Annotated in this window: 16 protein-coding genes; 9 read left to right on the top strand and 7 right to left on the bottom strand. The window is 40.1% G+C overall.

From position 1 onward, the window contains the following. Positions 1–154: 154 nt before the first annotated feature. The 3 genes from fadB to tusA all read left to right on the top strand — a co-directional run bounded on the left by fadB (position 155) and on the right by tusA (position 3,977). Complete coding sequence (fadB, locus tag P3J6_RS01045; RefSeq protein ID WP_198522023.1) at positions 155–2,314, top strand: fatty acid oxidation complex subunit alpha FadB; 2,160 nt, start codon at positions 155–157, stop codon at positions 2,312–2,314. Between the two features lie 4 nt (positions 2,315–2,318). After that, complete coding sequence (fadA, locus tag P3J6_RS01040) at positions 2,319–3,488, top strand: acetyl-CoA C-acyltransferase FadA (protein ID WP_008112952.1); 1,170 nt, start codon at positions 2,319–2,321, stop codon at positions 3,486–3,488. 249 nt (positions 3,489–3,737) lie between these two features. Next, positions 3,738–3,977: a sulfurtransferase TusA gene (gene tusA, locus P3J6_RS01035; protein WP_008112953.1), complete on the top strand. Its 240-nt coding sequence runs from the start codon at positions 3,738–3,740 to the stop codon at positions 3,975–3,977. 101 nt (positions 3,978–4,078) lie between these two features. Here tusA and P3J6_RS01030 read toward each other — a convergent pair whose 3' ends face one another. The 7 genes from P3J6_RS01030 to dnaA all read right to left on the bottom strand — a co-directional run bounded on the left by P3J6_RS01030 (position 4,079) and on the right by dnaA (position 13,772). Next, a complete protein-coding gene (locus P3J6_RS01030) occupies positions 4,079–4,528 on the bottom strand; it encodes a hypothetical protein (RefSeq protein ID WP_138571045.1) in 450 nt (149 codons plus the stop codon). 73 nt (positions 4,529–4,601) lie between these two features. After that, on the bottom strand, positions 4,602–6,671 hold the full coding sequence (gene glyS, locus P3J6_RS01025; protein WP_178954440.1) for a glycine--tRNA ligase subunit beta: 2,070 nt from the start codon (positions 6,669–6,671) through the stop codon (positions 4,602–4,604). Between the two features lie 2 nt (positions 6,672–6,673). Further along, complete coding sequence (gene glyQ, locus P3J6_RS01020; RefSeq protein WP_010392717.1) at positions 6,674–7,576, bottom strand: glycine--tRNA ligase subunit alpha; 903 nt, start codon at positions 7,574–7,576, stop codon at positions 6,674–6,676. A gap of 141 nt (positions 7,577–7,717) precedes the next feature. Further along, positions 7,718–10,144: a DNA topoisomerase (ATP-hydrolyzing) subunit B gene (gene gyrB, locus P3J6_RS01015; protein ID WP_198522022.1), complete on the bottom strand. Its 2,427-nt coding sequence runs from the start codon at positions 10,142–10,144 to the stop codon at positions 7,718–7,720. A gap of 12 nt (positions 10,145–10,156) precedes the next feature. Next, on the bottom strand, positions 10,157–11,251 hold the full coding sequence (recF, locus tag P3J6_RS01010; RefSeq protein WP_055013149.1) for a DNA replication/repair protein RecF: 1,095 nt from the start codon (positions 11,249–11,251) through the stop codon (positions 10,157–10,159). A 15-nt stretch (positions 11,252–11,266) separates the two neighbouring features. Beyond that, positions 11,267–12,370 (bottom strand): DNA polymerase III subunit beta, encoded by a 1,104-nt coding sequence (gene dnaN / locus P3J6_RS01005; RefSeq protein ID WP_008112965.1) that lies wholly within the window; start codon positions 12,368–12,370, stop codon positions 11,267–11,269. Between the two features lie 13 nt (positions 12,371–12,383). Next, on the bottom strand, positions 12,384–13,772 hold the full coding sequence (gene dnaA / locus P3J6_RS01000) for a chromosomal replication initiator protein DnaA (protein ID WP_024601489.1): 1,389 nt from the start codon (positions 13,770–13,772) through the stop codon (positions 12,384–12,386). A 506-nt stretch (positions 13,773–14,278) separates the two neighbouring features. Here dnaA and rpmH point away from each other — a divergent pair. From rpmH to mioC, 6 genes are all read left to right on the top strand, one after another. Further along, entirely contained in the window at positions 14,279–14,413 is a 135-nt protein-coding gene (rpmH, locus tag P3J6_RS00995; protein ID WP_008112968.1) for a 50S ribosomal protein L34, read from the top strand. Positions 14,414–14,420: 7 nt separating this feature from the next. Then, on the top strand, positions 14,421–14,846 hold the full coding sequence (gene rnpA / locus P3J6_RS00990; RefSeq protein WP_008467046.1) for a ribonuclease P protein component: 426 nt from the start codon (positions 14,421–14,423) through the stop codon (positions 14,844–14,846). 126 nt (positions 14,847–14,972) lie between these two features. Next, positions 14,973–15,248 carry a membrane protein insertion efficiency factor YidD gene (gene yidD, locus P3J6_RS00985; protein ID WP_024601490.1) on the top strand — a complete coding sequence of 92 codons (276 nt, stop codon included), beginning with the start codon at positions 14,973–14,975 and terminating at the stop codon, positions 15,246–15,248. A gap of 8 nt (positions 15,249–15,256) precedes the next feature. After that, the gene (gene yidC / locus P3J6_RS00980; RefSeq protein WP_138608896.1) at positions 15,257–16,894 is read left to right on the top strand and encodes a membrane protein insertase YidC; all 1,638 of its coding nucleotides are present in this window, start codon (positions 15,257–15,259) and stop codon (positions 16,892–16,894) included. A gap of 131 nt (positions 16,895–17,025) precedes the next feature. Further along, complete coding sequence (gene mnmE, locus P3J6_RS00975) at positions 17,026–18,390, top strand: tRNA uridine-5-carboxymethylaminomethyl(34) synthesis GTPase MnmE (RefSeq protein ID WP_138608898.1); 1,365 nt, start codon at positions 17,026–17,028, stop codon at positions 18,388–18,390. Positions 18,391–19,332: 942 nt separating this feature from the next. Beyond that, the gene (mioC, locus tag P3J6_RS00970) at positions 19,333–19,782 is read left to right on the top strand and encodes an FMN-binding protein MioC (protein ID WP_008112109.1); all 450 of its coding nucleotides are present in this window, start codon (positions 19,333–19,335) and stop codon (positions 19,780–19,782) included. Positions 19,783–19,978: the final 196 nt, after the last annotated feature.

Below are 19,978 nucleotides of genomic sequence, written 5' to 3'. Positions count from 1 at the left end.
TTCAAACCCACCTTAGCACCAAACCAGCTATATTTTAACCAGACGTTTGTAACCAAGATAAATTTTTCGTTGCATTTTTAATTTAAAGCAAGCACACTGGTCTGAATATGAACTCATCGTACCAGTCTTAGTTCATCAACTAGGGAGAATAATAATGTTATATAAAAGCGATTCCTTTGAAGTTAGCTTCGTAAAGGAAAACATCGCCGAGTTTAAGTTTTGTGCTACAGGTTCTGTAAACACATTATCTCAACAAACTCTTTCAGATTGTGCGGCAGCATTAAAAGAATTAGCCGCTAACACTGATATTAAAGGCATGATTTTTACCAGTGATAAAGACCACTTTATTATTGGTGCCGATATCTTCGAATTTTTACCTACTTTTACTAAGCCTGAAGCAGAATTAGTAACGTGGATCAAAGATGCAACTGACGTTTTTGATGCAATTGAAGACTTACCATTCCCAACACTCAGTGTTGTAAACGGCTTGGCGCTTGGCGGCGGCTGTGAGTGGGCACTCGCTACCGATTATCGTGTTGCAAGTGACTCAGCAAAAATGGGCTTACCAGAAGTTAAATTAGGCATAATGCCTGGTTTTGGCGGTACAGTGCGCCTTCCGCGCATTATTGGTGCCGATAACGCGATGATGTGGATCACCACAGGTAACGAAAATCGCGCTGCTGACGCCCTTAAAGTAGGTGCATTTGACGCGGTAGTTAGTGCCAACAAACTACAAGAGTCAAGTTTAGCAACACTAGAATTAGCGATTGCTGGCAAGCTAGATTGGCAAGCAAAACGCGCTGTAAAATTACAACCGCTTAAATTAAACCGTGTTGAGCAAGGCATGAGCTTTGCAATGGCAGAAGGTATGGTAATGGGTAAAACCAAAGGCCACTATCCTGCTCCAGTTATGGCAGTTCGCACTATTAAAGCAGCAGCAAACAGCTCACGCGCCGAAGCAATGGCGATTGAAAATGCCAACTTTGCAAAACTAGCACGTACTAGTGAAGCTGCTGCTCAAACGGGTATCTTTTTAGCAGACCAATACATTAAAGGTAAAGCACGTAAATTTGCTAAACACAGCGATGTAGAAATTAAACAAGCGGCAGTATTAGGCGCAGGTATTATGGGTGGCGGTATTGCATACCAGTCTGCTTATAAAGGCACACCAATCATAATGAAAGACATCCAACAGGATGCGCTAGATTTAGGTATGGGTGAAGCATCTAAACTATTAGGTGCAAAAGTGAAGCGCGGCCACATGCCGATGGAAAAAATGCTAGCAACGCTTAGCAAAATCAAACCAACGCTTAACGATGCAGACCTACAAAACGCCAACATTATTGTTGAAGCCGTAGTAGAAAACCCTAAAGTGAAGCAAGCCGTACTTGCTGATCTTGAAAAGAATATGCCAGAAGGCACGGTCCTTACGTCAAATACATCGACTATTTGTATCGACCTACTTGCAGAAGCGCTTGATAAGCCAGAAAACTTCTGTGGTATGCACTTTTTCAATCCAGTACCAAAAATGCCATTAGTTGAAATTATCCGTGGTGCAAAAACCTCAGATAAAACGATTAATGCAGTGGTTGATTACGCCCTTAAACTAGGTAAATCACCGATTGTTGTTAACGATTGCCCAGGCTTTTTTGTAAACCGCGTTTTATTCCCTTACTTTGCTGGCTTTAGCAAATTAGTGGTTGAAGGCGCTAACTTTGCAAAAGTAGATAAAGTAATGGAAAACGTGTTTGGCTGGCCAATGGGCCCGGCTTACCTACTTGATGTTGTAGGTATTGATACGGCTTATCATTGTACTGGCGTAATGGCAGACGGTTTCCCTGAGCGTATGGCACGTGCAGATAAAGACCCAGTGACTGTTTTTGCTAACGAAAAACGTTTTGGTCAAAAGAACAAAGCAGGTTTCTATAAGTACGAAACAGATCGTCGCGGTCGTCTTAAAAAGTCACATGACCAAACAGCGATTGAACTACTTGCACCAATTACAGACGCACCAAAAGAATTTGATAAACAAGAAATCATTGACCGTTGTATGGTCCCAATGATCAACGAAGTACTACTTTGTTTACAAGAAGGCATTGTTGCTTCTCCTCAAGAAGCTGATATGGCACTTGTATACGGTGTTGGTTTCCCTCCATTTAGAGGCGGCGCGTTCCGTTACTTAGATCAAACCGGTTTAGCTAACTTTGTAGCAACTGCTGACAAATACGCTCACCTAGGTGCGATTTACCAAGTATCAGAGCAAACTCGCAAGTGGGCTGAAGAAGGCCGTGTTTTCTATAAGGTGGAAGGTTAATATCATGAATAATCCAGTAATTGTAGATTGTATCCGCACACCAATGGGTCGCTCAAAGGGCGGCGTATTCAAGCACAAACGTGCGGAAGACTTAAGCGCTCATTTAATGAAAGGCTTATTAGAACGTAATCCGGCAGTTGACCCTGCGTCAATTGACGATATTTATTGGGGCTGTGTACAGCAAACATTAGAGCAAGGCTTTAACGTTGCACGTAACGCATCTCTACTTGCGGGCATTCCACATTCAGTGCCAGCAACCACAGTTAACCGTTTATGTGGCTCATCAATGCAAGCATTGCATGACGCTGCTCGCGCAATTATGACTGGCGCTGGCGACACATACCTAATTGGTGGTGTTGAGCACATGGGTCACGTACCTATGACTCACGGTAACGACTTTCACCCAGGCTTAGCTACATCAATTGCACAAGCATCTGGCTCTATGGGTTTAACCGCTGAGTACCTTGCAACACTTCACGGTATTAGCCGTGAGCAACAAGATGAATTTGCTTACCGCTCGCATCAACGTGCACATGCTGCAACAGTTGAAGGCCGTTTCCGCCGCGAAATTTTAGCAATGGAAGGTCACGATGCTGACGGTTCACTTATTCTTGTTGAAGATGATGAAGTAATTCGTCCAGAGACAACAGTTGAAGGTTTATCGCAGCTGCGTCCAGTATTTAACCCTGCTACGGGCTCTGTTACTGCGGGCACATCTTCTGCACTTTCTGACGGCGCATCAGCCATGTTAGTAATGAGCGAAGAGAAAGCAAAAGAATTGGGCTTACCAATTCGTGCACGTATTCGTGCTATGGCTGTTGCCGGTTGCGATCCATCAATCATGGGTTACGGTCCAGTACCTGCAAGTAAAAAAGCATTAGCACAAGCCGGTATTACCATTGATGACATTGACGTAGCTGAGCTTAACGAAGCATTCGCAGCACAATCACTGCCTGTACTTAAAGATCTAGGTTTAGCAGACGTGGTTGACGAAAAAGTGAATTTAAACGGCGGCGCTATCGCACTTGGTCACCCTCTGGGTTGTTCGGGTTCACGTATTAGCACCTCGCTTATTCACTTAATGGAAGACAAAAACGCAAAATACGGTTTGGCAACTATGTGTATTGGTTTAGGCCAAGGCATTGCCACTGTATTTGAACGTGTTCAAGACTAATTAGTTTTTAACATGTAAAACCATCTTGGTGATTAAAAGGCGAACTAGCGCAAGTTAGTTCGCCTTTTTTATGCCACCAGCTTTTGCAGGTTTAAAATGAATAATGTGATCGGGTGCATTAAACTTATTTCAGATTATCTATTAATAAGTTGAGCTGTTTTGTTATACGTAAAATAGTTAACCAACAGCTTTATTTACGCTAAACTACCCGACCTAACCAAGCCGCGACTATTTTTACAGGTAATTTTTATGAGCTTTGATAACCCCGATCACCAATTAGATGCCATCGGCCTTCGTTGCCCAGAGCCGGTGATGATGGTACGCGCTGCGATTCGTAAAATGAGCGATGGTGAAACACTGCTTATTATTGCCGACGACCCTTCAACCACCCGCGACATCCCCAGCTTTTGTACCTTTATGGATCACACGCTAGTGGCTAAAGAAGTTGAAGAATCACCGTATAGATATGTGGTGAAGAAAGGGTTGTAATCAGCTATCAGCTAAAAATTAAAAAACCGTGTTTGTTAAATCAAGCACGGTTTTTTATTTTATATTTAAGCTAACGACTGACTGCTTATAGCTTACTGCTCTTACTTCTTAGTTATCGTTACTTGCGGCTTATCGTAGTCACTAAAATCAATGCTGACTATGTACGACCCTTTGATTGCGGGTGTGTAGCTAAAGTAATTATAAATGGTATTACAATCGGCGCGCGTTGATTGGCCAAGTGTTAGGCTTTGTCCTGATGGCTGTGAATCGCTGTAGCCACAGTTAAAACCTTCACTAAAATCTGCATCGGCTATTTTAAACTCGTACACTTTACCTGGGGTCGAAAATTTAACTTGGGCTTGGTAAAGCGAAGGGCCGACTTGTTTAAATTGATATTGAGGTTCTGCATCCCATAATGTGAAATCCCCTCTTAAATAAATACTGCGATCCAATTCTTGCTGCGGCAACACGTCGTTAATCGAAATTTGGCTGGTACAGGCCGTAAGTAAACCAGCCATTGCTAACGTTAAAATTCGTTTTATAGAGATCATCATTTGTATCCTTTGCATACAGTGAATACTAAAAAGCCAGCATAATGCTGGCTTTTTAAATAGCTATAAGCTGTTATTTTTGTAACACAGAAATATCTGCAATTTCTAAAAATAACCCGCTAAGCTGGCTTAAAAGCGCAAGACGGTTTTGCTTAACTGCTTCATCGTCAGCCATTACCATGACATTGTCAAAAAAGTTATCAACACTCTCACGAATGCCTGCTAATTGGCTCAATGCCTCTTGGTAGTTTCCATCGCTGTACAGTGGTGCTAAATCAGTGGCAAATTTTGCAACTTGCGAAGCAAGCACTTTTTCAGCATCATCACTTAATAAGCTCTGATCAACATCACCTTGCGTTGTAATGTTATTTTTAGCCAGAATATTACTTACACGCTTATTAGCCGCTGCAAGCGATTCTGCGGCGTCTAATGTACGGAAATGACTTACGGCTTTAACTCGGCGATCAAAATCAACAGGCTTGGTTGGACGACGCGCCAGTACGGCTTGAATCACATCTACTTCAATACCTTCATCTTGATACCAAGCACGGAAACGCCCTAGCATAAAGTCAAACACATCTGTTGATACATTTAGGTTAGTTAGCTTTTCACCAAACAGAGTTTGTGATTTAGCAACCAGGTCTAAAATATCAAGCGGTAGCTGTTTTTCTACCATGATACGTAATGCACCAATAGCAGCACGACGAAGTGCAAATGGGTCTTTATCACCTTTTGGTGCTTGGCCTATACCAAAAATACCCACCAGCGTATCAAACTTATCGGCAATGGCGACTGCACAGCTGATCAAATTAGTTGGTAAGTTATCACCGGCAAAACGTGGCATGTATTGTTCGTTTTGTGCCACTGCAACTTCTTCTGCTTCACCATCGTGACGCGCGTAATGCATTCCCATTACACCTTGTACGTCGGTAAATTCCATTACCATTTCGGTCATTAAGTCTGTTTTACTTAATAAGCCTGCACGCGCTGCTAGCTCTTTGTCGGCACCAAGTTGCTCGGCAATGTAACCAGCTAGTTCACTAATACGCTGTGACTTGTCTTTAAGCGTACCAAGTTGTTTTTGGAACAATACGCTATCAAGAGACTCTAAACGGCTTTCTAATGTTTTCTTTTTATCTGTTTCAAAGAAGAACTGTGCATCAGCTAAACGCGGGCGCACTACTTTTTCGTTACCAGAAATAACTACACTAGGATCTTTACTTTCGATGTTAGAGACAAACAAAAACTTATTTAAAAGTTTGCCGTCTTGATCTAATAACGGAAAGTATTTCTGATCGTCTTTCATGGTGTAAATAAGCGCTTCAGCAGGTACATCTAAAAATGCTTCTTCAAATGTGGCTGTTAGCGTTACTGGCCATTCTACCAATGAAGTAACTTCTTCAAGTAAGTCTTCATCCATAGCAACAACGGCATTAACTGCTTTGGCTGCATCTTCTATTTGCGCGCGAATCTGTGCTTTACGCTGTTCGTAGTCAGCAACAACGTAAGCTGATTTAAGTACATCAAACACATCATCAGCATGATCAATGCTAATTTTTTCAGGGTGATGAAAACGATGGCCTTGCAATTGATTACTCACTTGCTTACCAAGAATTTCACCCTCAACCAGTTCACTACCGAATAAAATAGTTACCGTATGCACAGGACGAATAAATTGTGTTTTATTCGCACCCCAACGCATTGGTTTAGGGATAGGTAGTTTAGCTAGCGCTTTGCTTATAGCGTCGGTCATTAACGTTTTGGTTTCTTGCCCTGCTACTTTAGCTATGTGCAATAACCATGCGCCCTTATCTGTTTCTAGTGTTTGCGCATCTTTTACTTCAATACCACAACCACGAGCCCAACCCATGGCTGCTTTAGTTGGGTTACCCTCAGCATCAAAAGCGGCTTTAGTTGCAGGGCCACGTTTTTCAACTTCTTTGTCCTGTTGTTTAGCTTCAAGTGCTTTTACTTGTAAACCTAAACGACGTGGCGATGCATACCAGTTCACACCTTGGTGACCTAGTTCTAGACTTTCTAATTCTGCTGTTAAGTTTGCAGCAAAGGCTTCGGCTAATTTACGAAGTGCTTTTGGTGGCAACTCTTCGGTGCCAATTTCTACTAATAAATTTTCTGCTGACATGCTTACTTATCCTTACACAGCGGGAAACCAAGTGCTTCACGTGCATCGTAATAACTTTGTGCACACGCTTTTGATAACGCACGAACGCGTAAAATATAACGTTGACGCTCAGTTACTGAAATAGCATGACGTGCGTCTAATAAGTTAAATGCGTGCGATGCTTTCATTACTTGCTCGTAGGCTGGTAATGGTAGGCTTGCTTCAATTAGCTTTTGGCTCTCAGCTTCACATTTATCAAACTGTTCAAATAAGTCGGCTACGTTTGCATGTTCAAAGTTATAGGTTGATTGCTCAACTTCATTTTGATGGAACACATCACCGTAAGTTACGCGCCCAAATGGACCGTCTGCCCATACTAGGTCGTAAATGCTATCTACGCCTTGAATGTACATTGCTAAACGCTCTAGGCCGTAAGTAATCTCACCCGTTACCGGTGAGCATTCTAAACCGCCCACCTGCTGGAAGTAAGTAAACTGCGTTACTTCCATACCATTTAACCAAATTTCCCAACCTAGGCCCCACGCACCTAATGTAGGTGATTCCCAGTTATCTTCTACAAAGCGAACTTCGTCAGTTAAGGTATCAATACCTACAGCAGCTAAAGAACCTAAGTAAAGCTCTTGAATATTGTCTGGTGATGGTTTTAACACAACTTGGAATTGGTAGTAATGTTGTAAGCGGTTTGGGTTTTCACCGTAACGACCATCGGTAGGACGACGACACGGTTGAACGTATGCGCTCGACATTGGCTCTGGGCCAATTGATTTTAAAAATGTTTGCGGGTGAAATGTCCCTGCGCCCACTTCCATGTCAAGTGGTTGAATAATGACACAGCCTTGCTGTGCCCAATAATCCTGTAAAGCCAGGATCAAACCTTGAAAGGTTTTAACGTCATATTTTTGCATATTTTGGCTTTTTACTATCTGAGAAGTAGCGTGAAAATTACCCTCAGTATACCTTGTGCACACTCAGGTTTTAAGCAGTTTGTGCGTTTGAAAAAATAAAAAAGGAGCCTAAGGCTCCTTTTTTGTGATTACGATAATGTTTTATACGTCTAAGTTAACCACACGCAGTGCGTTCGTTTCAATAAACTCACGACGCGGCTCAACTTGATCGCCCATTAATGTGGCAAATAATTGATCCGCTGCAACAGCATCTTCAATTGTTACTTGCAACATACGGCGTGCGCTAGGATCCATGGTGGTTTCCCAAAGCTGACTTGGGTTCATTTCACCTAGTCCTTTGTAGCGTTGAATGTAGATCCCACGCTTAGACTCTGCGATCAACCATTCCAATGCATCCACAAAGTTATCAACAGGTTTTGTTTTCTCACCACGTTGGATATATGCACCCTCAGTGATGATATTAGCAATGTTTTTACCAGTTACAGCAATACGTTGGTAGTCTCTTGATGTAATAAAGTCATAATGAAGTACGTGTGCTTTATCCACACCATGCTGACGAATATTCACAACTGGATAATACAAGTTACGCTCTGTATCGTGCTCAGTTCCCGCATTGAAAATAGTTGCATCTTCATCACGTTCAATTAAGTCATCAACCAGCTCTTTAGTCCAAGCAACTACCTTAGCTTCGTCTGAAAGGTGTTCTTTTTTCAGCTCACTTTGGTAAATCAAACGGTTCATAACTGTGTTCGGATACTTACGCTTTAAGCGCTCGATAACTTTAACCGTGTTTTGATAATCGTGAACAATTGACTCTAATGCTTCACCATCAACTGCTTCAGCACTATCACTAGTGTAGAGTGCTGCATTGCTTAGCGCTAAAGATGTAAGGTAATCAACTAATGCTGGATCATCTTTAATATAACGCTCTTGCTTACCTTTTTTCACTTTATAAAGTGGAGGCTGAGCAATATAAATGTAACCACGTTCAACAATTTCCGGCATTTGACGGTAGAAAAATGTTAGTAGCAAAGTACGAATGTGAGAACCATCCACGTCGGCATCGGTCATGATAATGATGCGATGATAACGTAATTTTTCAGGGTCATACTCGTCACGGCCAATACCACAACCTAATGCAGTAATTAGCGTTGCCACTTCTTGCGAAGATAACATTTTATCAAAACGTGCTTTTTCTACGTTTAAGATTTTACCTTTAAGCGGAAGAATCGCTTGATTCTTACGGTTACGACCCTGCTTGGCTGAACCGCCAGCTGAGTCACCCTCCACTATGTATAGTTCAGATTGGGCTGGATCTTTTTCTTGGCAATCCGCTAGTTTACCCGGTAAACCAGCTAAATCCATAGCACCTTTACGGCGGGTCATTTCACGTGCTTTACGGGCTGCTTCACGCGCGCGTGCTGCATCAATAATTTTGCCGACAACAATTTTTGCATCCATTGGGTTTTCTAATAAAAACTCAGTGAATTTTTCAGCCATTGCTTGCTCAACCGCAGACTTAACTTCACTAGATACTAGCTTGTCTTTTGTCTGTGATGAGAATTTAGGATCAGGTACTTTAACACTAACAACAGCCGTTAAGCCTTCACGAGCATCATCGCCCGTTGCGTTACTGGTTGTTTTAGCTTTTTTGTTAAAGCCTTCTTTTTCCATGTAGTTATTAAGCGTACGTGTTAGCGCAGATCTAAAACCAGCTAAGTGAGTACCACCATCACGTTGTGGAATGTTATTAGTAAAACAGTAAATGTTTTCTTGGAACGCATCATTCCACTGCATTGATACTTCTACACTAATACCGTCTTCTTCACGTTCGTGAGTAAAGTGGAATACCCCTTTGTGTACAGGCGTTTTATTACGGTTTAAGTATTCAACGAACGCTCTAATACCACCTTCGTATTTAAAATGGTCACTCTTATTTTCTTCGCGCTCATCATTTAAAATGATGCTTACACCTGAGTTCAAAAACGATAACTCGCGTAAACGCTTAGCTAAAATATCGTAATGGAAATCTAGGTTAGTAAACGTTTCTGCACTTGGCCAAAAACGTAACTCAGTACCGGTTGTTTCAGAATCACCAATAGCTGCAAGTGGTGCATCTGGAACACCCATAGTGTAAAACTGCTCGTAAAGTTTACCTTCACGACGAATAGTTAGTTTTAACTTTTCTGATAATGCATTTACTACCGATACACCAACACCGTGTAAGCCACCTGATACTTTATAAGAGTTATCATCAAACTTACCACCAGCATGTAATACCGTCATAATAACTTCAGCTGCAGATACACCTTCTTCTTCATGTATAGAAGTAGGAATACCACGGCCGTTATCTCTTACAGATACCGAACCGTCTAAGTGAATTGTGACAAATATATCATCACAGTGACCTGCTAAGGCCTCATCGATAGAGTTATCAACGACCTCAAACACCATGTGGTGTAAGCCCGTACCATCATCGGTGTCCCCTATATACATACCAGGACGCTTTCTTACTGCATCTAATCCTTTAAGTACTTTAATACTCGACGAATCATAATTCTCAGACATGGTTAATCCCACTTATCTTGTTATTAGGTTGCCATGTTTCACGTGGAACATTTTTAGTTCTCGTTTCATGGGTTCCACCACAGCAGAAATACTTTCAGATAAAATTGAAGAAATAAATATTTGAGAACTGCAATGTGTCAATAACTGACCCACTTTCTCTTTTGTATCTTCGCTTAGCTCTGAAGGTAAATCATCTATTAGCAATATAGATTGCTTATCTGTCTCTGACTCAATCAAACTATTTTGCGTTACTTTTAACGCATACAACAATAGCTTTAACTGCCCGCGTGAGAATACATTCTCAACACTGCTGCCAGCGACACTAAAACTAAAATCAGCCTTATGAGGGCCTTTACTAGTAAAGCCTTGGCGAGCATCTCGCTCAAAGCTTTGCTCTAACGCATCAGAAAGAGATTCGGCCTCTTTCCAGCCTGCATTAAAGCTAATTTCTAGATCGCGTATTAGCGTTAATTCTGCACACATTTTATCAAAAAACTGCTGCTTAAACCTAGTTATATACGCGATTCTTAATTTATTTATTTGTTCAGCCAGTCTAACAAATTCTTTATCCCAAAACTTGATTTGGTCAAAATAATTCTTAGGCTTAGATTTCAACAATGCATTGCGCTGTTTTAGCACTTTATTAAACGATTGCCACAAGAAAAAAAACTCATGTTCCACGTGGAACAAACCTAAGTCTAAAAACTTTCTGCGCTCTTTAGGGCCACCAAAAAATAATGAATAGCTTTCTGGTGTGATAACTTGCACAGGCATAAGTTGAGCAAGTTCAGATACTTTTCGACTCGCCTTACCCTGTATTTTTAAATTGGTTTCACCCGTTTGGGTTTTACTTATCCCTATTGGAATAGATAAATCGTGTAACGCTTTTCGGCCATGAATAACAAACTGATCTTGTTGATGAGCGATGATGCTTTTATGTTTAGAGGTTCGGAAAGATTTGCCGTGAGAAAGGTAATAAATAGCCTCTAAAAGGCTGGTTTTTCCGCTGCCGTTTTCACCATAAATTATATTAACGCCATTAACTGGTTCTAGCGTCAGTGCCTCAATATTACGAAAATATTTGAGGCTCAAATGACTTAAGCTCATTATGTATTTATGATCTTATAAACGCATTGGCATAACAACGTACATAGCTTCTTCATCACCCGCACCTTCTATAAGTGCACTACTGTTTGAATCGGCAAGGGTAAATAATACATCTTCGGTTTTTAATGTATTTAATACATCTAATACATAAGAGACATTAAAGCCTATTTCTAGGTCATCACCCTCGTACATTACTTCAACCACTTCTTCAGCTTGCTCTTGCTCTGGGTTGTTGGCTGTAATTTTTAATAAACCGTTTGATAAATTTAAGCGTACACCACGAAACTTTTCGTTCGATAAAATCGACACACGCTGAAACGCATTACGAAGCCATTCACGATTCGCGGTAATTACCTTATCGCCACCGCGCGGCAAAACACGACGGTAATCAGGGAATCGACCATCAACTAATTTACTCGTAAAGGTAAATTCAATATCAATAATACGAATGTGGTTGGCACCAAACTGAATAGTTACCAGCTCTTGATCAGCAACCATTAGACGCATAATTTCTTGCACGCCTTTGCGCGGTATAATTAATTGGCGCTGTGTATTTAACGACTGACCTAGTTGTTTTTGTGCAATAGCTAAACGGTGCCCATCAGTGGCAACTGTTTTTATATCGCTGTTATCAACTTCAAACGACATGCCGTTTAAGTAATAACGCACATCTTGGTTTGCCATTGAAAAGTGTGTGCTTTCAAGTAATTTACGCAACTCTAAACGCGTTAGTTGAAACTCAACCTCACCATCCCACTGCTCTAAATTAGGAAAATCTTCAGCAGCTAAAGTGGTCAATGAAAAACGACTTTTACCACTGGTTAAAAGTAGCTGATGGTCTTGCAAGCTTAAAGTAAGATCAGAGCCATCCGGTAAACTTTTACAAATATCGAGTAATTTTTTAGCCGGCAATGTAAGTTTAGTATCGGCAACATCGTCACCCACAAATACACTCGCCACTAATTCAATTTCAAGGTCGGTCCCTGTCATTGAAAGCTGGCCATTTTCTACCACGAGCAATACGTTAGATAAAATAGGTAACGTATGCTTACGCTCAATGGCACCCGATACTTGTACCAATGGTTTTAAAAATTGTTCTCTTGATATTGTTATTTGCATAATAAAGTCAGCCCTAAGATGACAATGTTCTTATTAAGTTTTGGTAATCTTCTTTAATCTCGTGGCTTTCGTCACGTAATGATTTAACTTTGCGACACGCGTGCAGTACTGTTGTATGGTCACGCCCACCAAAAGCATCCCCAATCTCAGGTAAACTGTGATTAGTGAGTTCTTTAGATAATGCCATAGCAACTTGGCGAGGCCTTGCTATAGAGCGGCTACGGCGCTTAGACAGTAAATCAGATACACGTATTCTATAGTATTCTGCAACCGTACGTTGAATGTTGTCTATGGTGACTAGTTTGTCTTGCAGCGCTAATAAATCACGCAGTGCTTCTTTTACAAAGTCGATAGAAATTGGGCGGCCGGTAAAGTTTGCGTTAGCAATTACACGGTTTAATGCACCTTCAAGCTCACGTACGTTTGAGCGTAATTTTTTCGCAATAAAAAATGCCACTTCATGCGGTAAGTTAATTTTACTTTGCTGGGCTTTTTTCATCAAAATAGCAACGCGTGTTTCAAGCTCTGGCGGCTCAATCGCGATGGTTAATCCCCAACCAAAACGAGATTTAAGACGATCTTCAACCCCCTCAATCTCTTTAGGGTAACGGTCAGAGGTTAAAATAATTTGTTGGTTACCTTCTAATAATGCATTAAAGGTATGAAAGAATTCTTCTTGAGAACGTTCTTTATTAGCAAAAAATTGAATGTCATCAATCATTAATGCATCAACACTACGGTAATAACGCTTAAACTCTTCAATCGCATTATTTTGCAGTGCTTTAACCATGTCTTGAACGAAACGTTCTGAATGCATGTAAACAATTTTAGCATCGGGCTTATTGGCCATAATACCGTTGCCTACCGCATGTAATAAATGCGTCTTACCTAAGCCTGTACCACCGTAAATAAATACAGGGTTAAATGCAGAGCCAGGGTTGTCTGCTACCTGAGTGGCAGCCGCTTTTGCTAATTGGTTAGATTTACCCTCAACAAAGCTATCAAAGGTATAGTTTTCTTTAATGTTTGATTTATAACCAGATTTAGGAGCTGGTTCTACAACCGGTTTTTGTTCTCGAGGTTGTTGTTTTGCCGTTGATTGCGTGCTTGGCGCTGATTGTGTTTCAACCACTGGTGCAGCTTGTGCATTTAATAGCGGCTTGCTACCTACATCAAAGCGTAACTCGGGTGCTTCTACACCACAAATTTCTACCAATAATTCATTTATTCTATTTAAGTACTTCTCTCTCACCCAATCAAGTACGAAACGATTAGGCGCATAAATCGTCAAGGTATCTTCGGTACTTTCTGCTTGAAGTGGTCTGACCCACATACTGAATTGCTGCGAAGGCAATTCATCTTGCAATACATATAAACAACTTTGCCAAACCGACAGATACACAGTAAAACTCCCAGAGATATAATTTTTATTTCCGCACATCAATAATGATTCAAAAATCACACCTGTATTGCGTTTAAATGGCTCAATAAGCAGCCCAAGACCGACTATTATGAATGCACTTTATCCACAAGTAAAAGATTGATTTTTGTAAAATTGTTGATATCGATGTATAAATATAATAACAGACTGATTTAAATAGCTTTTTATTTTAAAGCTTGATTAGAGATCATAACAAAACTGGCAGCAGATCGCGACCACAATTTACGATCTAATTTACTTTTCCCATGCTTTTATTCACTTTTTATACAGGGGCTGTGGAAAACTTCTTATTTATGATGATCCTATCGGATCATGAAAATTGATCATAAATAAACATGCTTTACGCACTCTATTATGATTGACTTTTCGTCACTTCATCTATAATATCTCGCGCTCGCAATGGCACCTGTGCCAGGATCGCGACCTGCATAGGATGTTTTAACTTTAACCGATCGGATGAGATTGTTATGAAAAGAACTTTTCAACCTAGCGTTTTAAAACGCAAACGTACACACGGTTTCCGTGCTCGTATGGCAACTGTAAATGGCCGTAAAGTATTAGCTCGTCGCCGTGCTAAAGGCCGCAAAGTTCTTTCTGCTTAATTTATAAGTGGAAGACTTTAGCTTTGGCAGGGAGTTACGTCTGTTAACTCCCTCGCATTACTCTCGCATATTTAACGAACCCGCTCGGGCTGCAACTCCTTTCTTTACCTTATTAGCAAAACCAAGTGACCAGTCTAAACCTAGGTTAGGCCTTACTGTTGCTAAAAAACGTGTAAAAAAGGCATGTCAACGAAACCGTATTAAACGTCTTGCTCGCGAAAGTTTTCGTTTAAACCAACACACGCTCGATAATATTGATATTGTGTTGATGGTTAAAAGTGGCATTGATGAACAGTCTAATGAAGAATTAACCAAACAACTTACAAAGCTGTGGCGTAAGATTAATGAACGCTGCAAACCTGGTGCCCCTAAACCGCCACCATTTAAAAAACGCCCAAACAAATCAGCTAAATCGACTAAACAAACCCAATAGCAATAGAATTACAGGGTTAATTAAGGTATCTTTAGCTCACCTTTTAATCATGCGTTTAAAATCTCATAGTGAGTCTTTAAATACATGGTATCTATTCACTAAACATAACGTAGGGGCATGTACAACATGAGGTTACTTAAACCACTTGCTGCTTTACCAACACGTTGTTTAGTTTTATTTATCCGCGGTTATCAAAAGTGGATTAGCCCGCTATTAGGTCCGCATTGTCGTTTTAATCCAACATGCTCTAGTTACGCTATTCAAGCAATTAATTTGCATGGATCGGTAAAAGGGAGTTGGTTAGCAGTTAAACGCATATTAAAATGCCATCCTTTACATTCAGGCGGAGACGACCCCGTACCTGAAAAATTAACCCGTATTAACCACCAACACGAGAAATAAGAGCTGTTATGGAATCGCAACGCACGTTTTTATTCATCGGCCTAATGCTAGTGTCGTTTTTATTATTTCAAGAGTGGAATAATGACTACAACACACCAAAAGCCGATCCTAGTGCCAACACACAAACACTACAATCTAACTCACCTGATTCTGATGATTATGTACCTTCGTCAACAGACGGTGATTTACCAACTGCAGCAATCAGTGCAAAACGTTCAGTAATCGATATCACAACTGACGTATTCACTGTAAAAATAGATACCCGCGGTGGTGATATTGTTGAATCAGACCTACTGCAATACGAAGAAGTAAAAGGTGAAGAAACACCCTTTATGCTTTTGGGTGAGTTTGATGGCAATCAATACTTCTCTCAAAGTGGTTTAATTGGTTTAAATGGCCCAGATGCATCTGCAAATGGCCGCCCTGTTTATAGTACACAGCAAAAAAGCTATACAATGAATGGTGATGAACTGCGTGTTCCTTTAACGTTTACTGATAGCAAAGGTGTTACCTTTACTAAAACCTATGTATTCAAAAAAGGCCAATACGACGTTGCTCTTGAGTACACTGTAAACAACACCACTGCTGAGCCAATTCAAGTACAGCTTTACACGCAAATTAAACGTACTGTGCAAGAAAAAGGTAGCTTAGTTGACCAGAACTATCTTGGTGCTGCTTATGGCTCTAGCGAAGAGAAATATGAAAAGTACAGTTTTTCAGACATGGCTGATAAAAACCTCAGTATTAATACTCAAGGTGGTTATGTTGCCTTTATTCAGCATTACTTTGTAAGTGCTTGGGTACCAATGCAAGATCAAACTAATACTCTTTATAGTTTAATTACTAAAAGTAATGCGGCTATTATTGGTGTTAAAGACGAAGCGGTAAATGTTCAAGCTGGTAGTGAGCAAGTACTTACTGCAACTTATTACATGGGCCCTAAAGAGTCAGATAAACTTGAAGCCATTCATCCAGACCTAGACTTAACAGTTGATTATGGTTGGTTGTTTTTCATTTCGCAGCCGTTATTTGTGCTACTTAAATGGTTACACAGTATTTTAGGTAACTGGGGTGTAGCAATTATTGCCATCACTATTATCGTTAAAACATTAATGTATCCACTGACTAAAGCACAGTACACCTCAATGGCTAAAATGCGTGCGTTACAGCCTAAGATGAAGGCGCTAAAAGAAAAGTATGGCGATGATCGTCAAAAATTCGGCCAAGCGACTATGGAAATGTACCGTAAAGAAAAAGTGAACCCTATGGGTGGCTGTTTCCCTATTTTACTGCAAATGCCAATCTTCTTAGCCTTGTTCTATGTATTCTTAGAATCAACAGAACTACGTCATGCTGAATTTGTACTTTGGTTAACTGACCTTTCTGCGAAAGACCCATACTACGTATTACCAATTTTATTTGGTGCGAGTATGTTCATAACGCAAAAACTACAACCTATGACGGTTACCGATCCAATGCAGCAAAAAATGATGACCTTTATGCCGGTTATCTTCTCTGTGTTCTTCTTATGGTTCCCATCTGGTTTAGTACTTTACTGGTTAGTGTCTAACCTTATCTCTATTGTCCAGATGTTAATCATCTACCGTGGCATGGAAAAGAAAGGTATTAAAGTAAGGGGCGATTAATCCTCCCTACTTATATAAAGGCGACTTAGGTCGCCTTTTTTATTGCCTATTTTTTATAACAGCATTCGCGAGTGCCTATTTGATAGGTTACAATACCGCCATTACGTTATTTAAGTTGGCAAATAAACCGCATGATCAATCACGATACAATTGCAGCACAAGCCACTGCCCCAGGCCGAGGCGGTGTTGGTATTATTCGCGTTTCAGGAAACCTAGCCAAACAGGTTGCTGAAAAAATAATAGGCAAAGTCCCTAAAGTTCGCTATGCCGACTATGTGCCATTTAACACCCTTGCAGGTCAGCAACTTGACCAAGGTATTGCGATTTACTTTGCCGGCCCACACTCATTTACCGGTGAAGATGTACTCGAACTTCAAGGCCATGGCGGCCCTGTTGTGCTTGATATGCTACTTAAAGAAATTAGTAAAATAGACGGTGTACGTTTAGCAAAGCCTGGTGAATTCTCTGAGCGTGCGTTTATGAACGACAAGCTTGATTTAACTCAAGCAGAAGCAATCGCCGACTTAATTAATGCAACTAGCGAGCAAGCCGCTAAAAGCGCTTTACAATCACTTCAAGGGCAATTCTCTAAGCACATAGAAACCTTAGTTGAAAAAGTTATTCACTTGCGTATGTATGTAGAAGCGGCTATTGATTTCCCTGACGAAGAAATCGATTTTTTATCAGACGGAAAAGTGGGTGGTGATTTAAATGCCATCATTGAGCAGCTTAATGCCGTGACCAATCAAGCCAAACAAGGCAGCATAATGCGCGAAGGTATGCGCGTCGTTATTGCAGGTCGTCCTAATGCAGGTAAATCAAGCTTACTTAATGCATTAGCAGGGCGAGAAGCGGCTATCGTAACTGAAATAGCCGGCACCACACGTGACGTATTACGTGAGCATATACATATAGATGGTATGCCACTACATATAATCGACACCGCAGGCTTACGAGAAAGCCCAGATAAGGTAGAGCAAATAGGCATTGAACGTGCCTGGGATGAAATAAACCAAGCTGATCGGGTGCTATTTATGCTTGATGGCACCGACACCACTGATACCGATCCACATGCTATTTGGCCTGAATTTATGGCTAAGTTACCCCAAGGTATGGGCGTGACTGTGATCAGAAATAAAGCCGATTTATCAGGTGATGTAGTCGGCATAGATCAAAAACAACAATATCCTGTCATTAGTTTAAGCGCTAAAAATGCTGATGGTATAGAGTTAGTTCGTACTCACTTAAAAGCTTGCATTGGTTTTGATGGTGCTACAGAAGGTGGTTTTATGGCACGCCGTCGTCACTTAGATGCACTAGAACATGCTGCGTATCATTTAGATACAGGTAAAACACAATTAGAGATGCATGTAGCCGGTGAAATCCTCGCGGAAGAACTGCGTTTAACACAACAGTATCTTAACGAAATAACTGGTGAATTTACTTCTGATGATTTGCTTGGCAAAATTTTCAGCTCGTTCTGTATCGGTAAATAATTGAACTAATAATTTAATCATTAAGGGCACCTAGGTGCCCTTTTTAATGCCCTACTATTTTTAATATCGACTCGCCAAAATGTATTTTAATAACTCACTTTAAAAACCAAACAGACTAAAAAATACAGCTAAATTGCACCAATATTAGCCTCCATTCATGTTTAAAATGTGTTTAAGGCAGATGAGCTAAACCTATAATCACACCAAACAACAGATAAACTACCTACATTAATAGTAAAAAATTAAGCTTATTTCGCCCTAAAAGAGAACCTATTACATTAGCTTTCCAAGCTTGGCCATAGGTAATTATCAAACCATAAAAATAAAACGTACCTAAAAAGTAAGCTTGATCGCCCACTCCACCAGCAAAATATAGTTAATTTCTTAGTTTAAATTGATGAAAATTATTTTTTGCAGATCAGTTATCCACAATTGGGGTTTTATTGCCTTAAAAACTGAGTTAAAAGCGATAAAAAGTAAAAATATGCTGTGTTAAATAAGCTAAATAGCGATTTTTAGAAAATAAAAATGGATTTTTAGTCTGATCTGCATAAATAGATCATTTTTTAAAATTATTTTCGATCCCAATTTTAAGTTATCAACATGCTTTGTATCCACACTAAGATCAACACGCCTTTATCTATAAATTTGTACTAGCTGGTGGTTAACACTCAATATAAAATCAATAACTTAGCAAATTATTAATCATATTGGTTTTTAGTTAAGCAGAGCTTTCCCCAACCTTATCAACAACTTGATCAGAAGATTACATTTAAATATATTTTGTTAATTCATTAATAATCAACAAGTTAAAGCACTAGTTAGCGCGACGGCTTAAATTACCACAAAAATAGTTATACAAAATAGCACTCTTAACTTTACTGTTATACTCACTGAGCTATCATAGGCAGCAATTAAAACTAATAGTGATCAGCCATATTCATGAGTTCAGTAAATATTATCGTTGGTAGTCAAATGGGATCCGCCGAGTACGTTGCAGAGCAGTTAAATGATGCACTTAACAACCAAGGGATTAATAGCCAACTCCATGATCAACCTGAATTTAATGAAATAGATCAACAAAATACTATTTGGTTAGTTTGTACATCAACCTACGGTGCGGGTGATTACCCTGACAACCTGATTGGTTTTATCGAACAAGTATCTCAAGTGGATGATCTTTCACATTTAAAGTATTCGGTTATTGCACTTGGCGATACTAGTTACGACACTTATAACCTTGCAGGGCGTAATGTAGATACTCTTTTAAGCCAAAAAGGCGCTGTAAAAGTAGCACAACGTTTAGAGCTTAATATTCTTGATGAAGCACTGCCCGAAGATACGGCCTTAGCTTGGTTAGACTCATGGATAGCACAGACAGGTTTAAAATAGAAAGATCAAGCGAAAAGTTATAAATAAAGTTACCCACAATTTGCTAATAATTTAATAAGTTTTGTGGATAAACACTGATTAAACTGCTTTTTTAGCCATGCTTATCCATGGGATAAGATCGAGACTTGATCGGCCTGTGTATAACAGCCTGTTTTGATCAGAGCTTATTTGCCTGAAGATCCGATCATACTAACAC

The organism is Pseudoalteromonas sp. 3J6, assembly GCF_903995135.1.
GTDB lineage: Bacteria > Pseudomonadota > Gammaproteobacteria > Enterobacterales > Alteromonadaceae > Pseudoalteromonas.
Note: the sequence above shows the minus strand (reverse complement) of the source record. Positions and strands in the feature narration are given on the sequence as shown.

Excerpts from the sequence above, each read along its gene's own strand:
- recF (WP_055013149.1), bottom strand. The coding sequence starts at position 11,251 with ATGAGCTTAAGTCATTTGAGCCTCAAATATTTTCGTAATATTGAGGCA.
- yidD (WP_024601490.1), top strand. The coding sequence starts at position 14,973 with ATGAGGTTACTTAAACCACTTGCTGCTTTACCAACACGTTGTTTAGTT.
- gyrB (WP_198522022.1), bottom strand. The coding sequence starts at position 10,144 with ATGTCTGAGAATTATGATTCGTCGAGTATTAAAGTACTTAAAGGATTA.
- fadB (WP_198522023.1), top strand. The coding sequence starts at position 155 with ATGTTATATAAAAGCGATTCCTTTGAAGTTAGCTTCGTAAAGGAAAAC.
- glyS (WP_178954440.1), bottom strand. The coding sequence starts at position 6,671 with ATGTCAGCAGAAAATTTATTAGTAGAAATTGGCACCGAAGAGTTGCCA.
- yidC (WP_138608896.1), top strand. The coding sequence starts at position 15,257 with ATGGAATCGCAACGCACGTTTTTATTCATCGGCCTAATGCTAGTGTCG.
- tusA (WP_008112953.1), top strand. The coding sequence starts at position 3,738 with ATGAGCTTTGATAACCCCGATCACCAATTAGATGCCATCGGCCTTCGT.
- rpmH (WP_008112968.1), top strand. The coding sequence starts at position 14,279 with ATGAAAAGAACTTTTCAACCTAGCGTTTTAAAACGCAAACGTACACAC.
- mnmE (WP_138608898.1), top strand. The coding sequence starts at position 17,026 with ATGATCAATCACGATACAATTGCAGCACAAGCCACTGCCCCAGGCCGA.
- dnaN (WP_008112965.1), bottom strand. The coding sequence starts at position 12,370 with ATGCAAATAACAATATCAAGAGAACAATTTTTAAAACCATTGGTACAA.
- glyQ (WP_010392717.1), bottom strand. The coding sequence starts at position 7,576 with ATGCAAAAATATGACGTTAAAACCTTTCAAGGTTTGATCCTGGCTTTA.
- fadA (WP_008112952.1), top strand. The coding sequence starts at position 2,319 with ATGAATAATCCAGTAATTGTAGATTGTATCCGCACACCAATGGGTCGC.
- mioC (WP_008112109.1), top strand. The coding sequence starts at position 19,333 with ATGAGTTCAGTAAATATTATCGTTGGTAGTCAAATGGGATCCGCCGAG.
- P3J6_RS01030 (WP_138571045.1), bottom strand. The coding sequence starts at position 4,528 with ATGATCTCTATAAAACGAATTTTAACGTTAGCAATGGCTGGTTTACTT.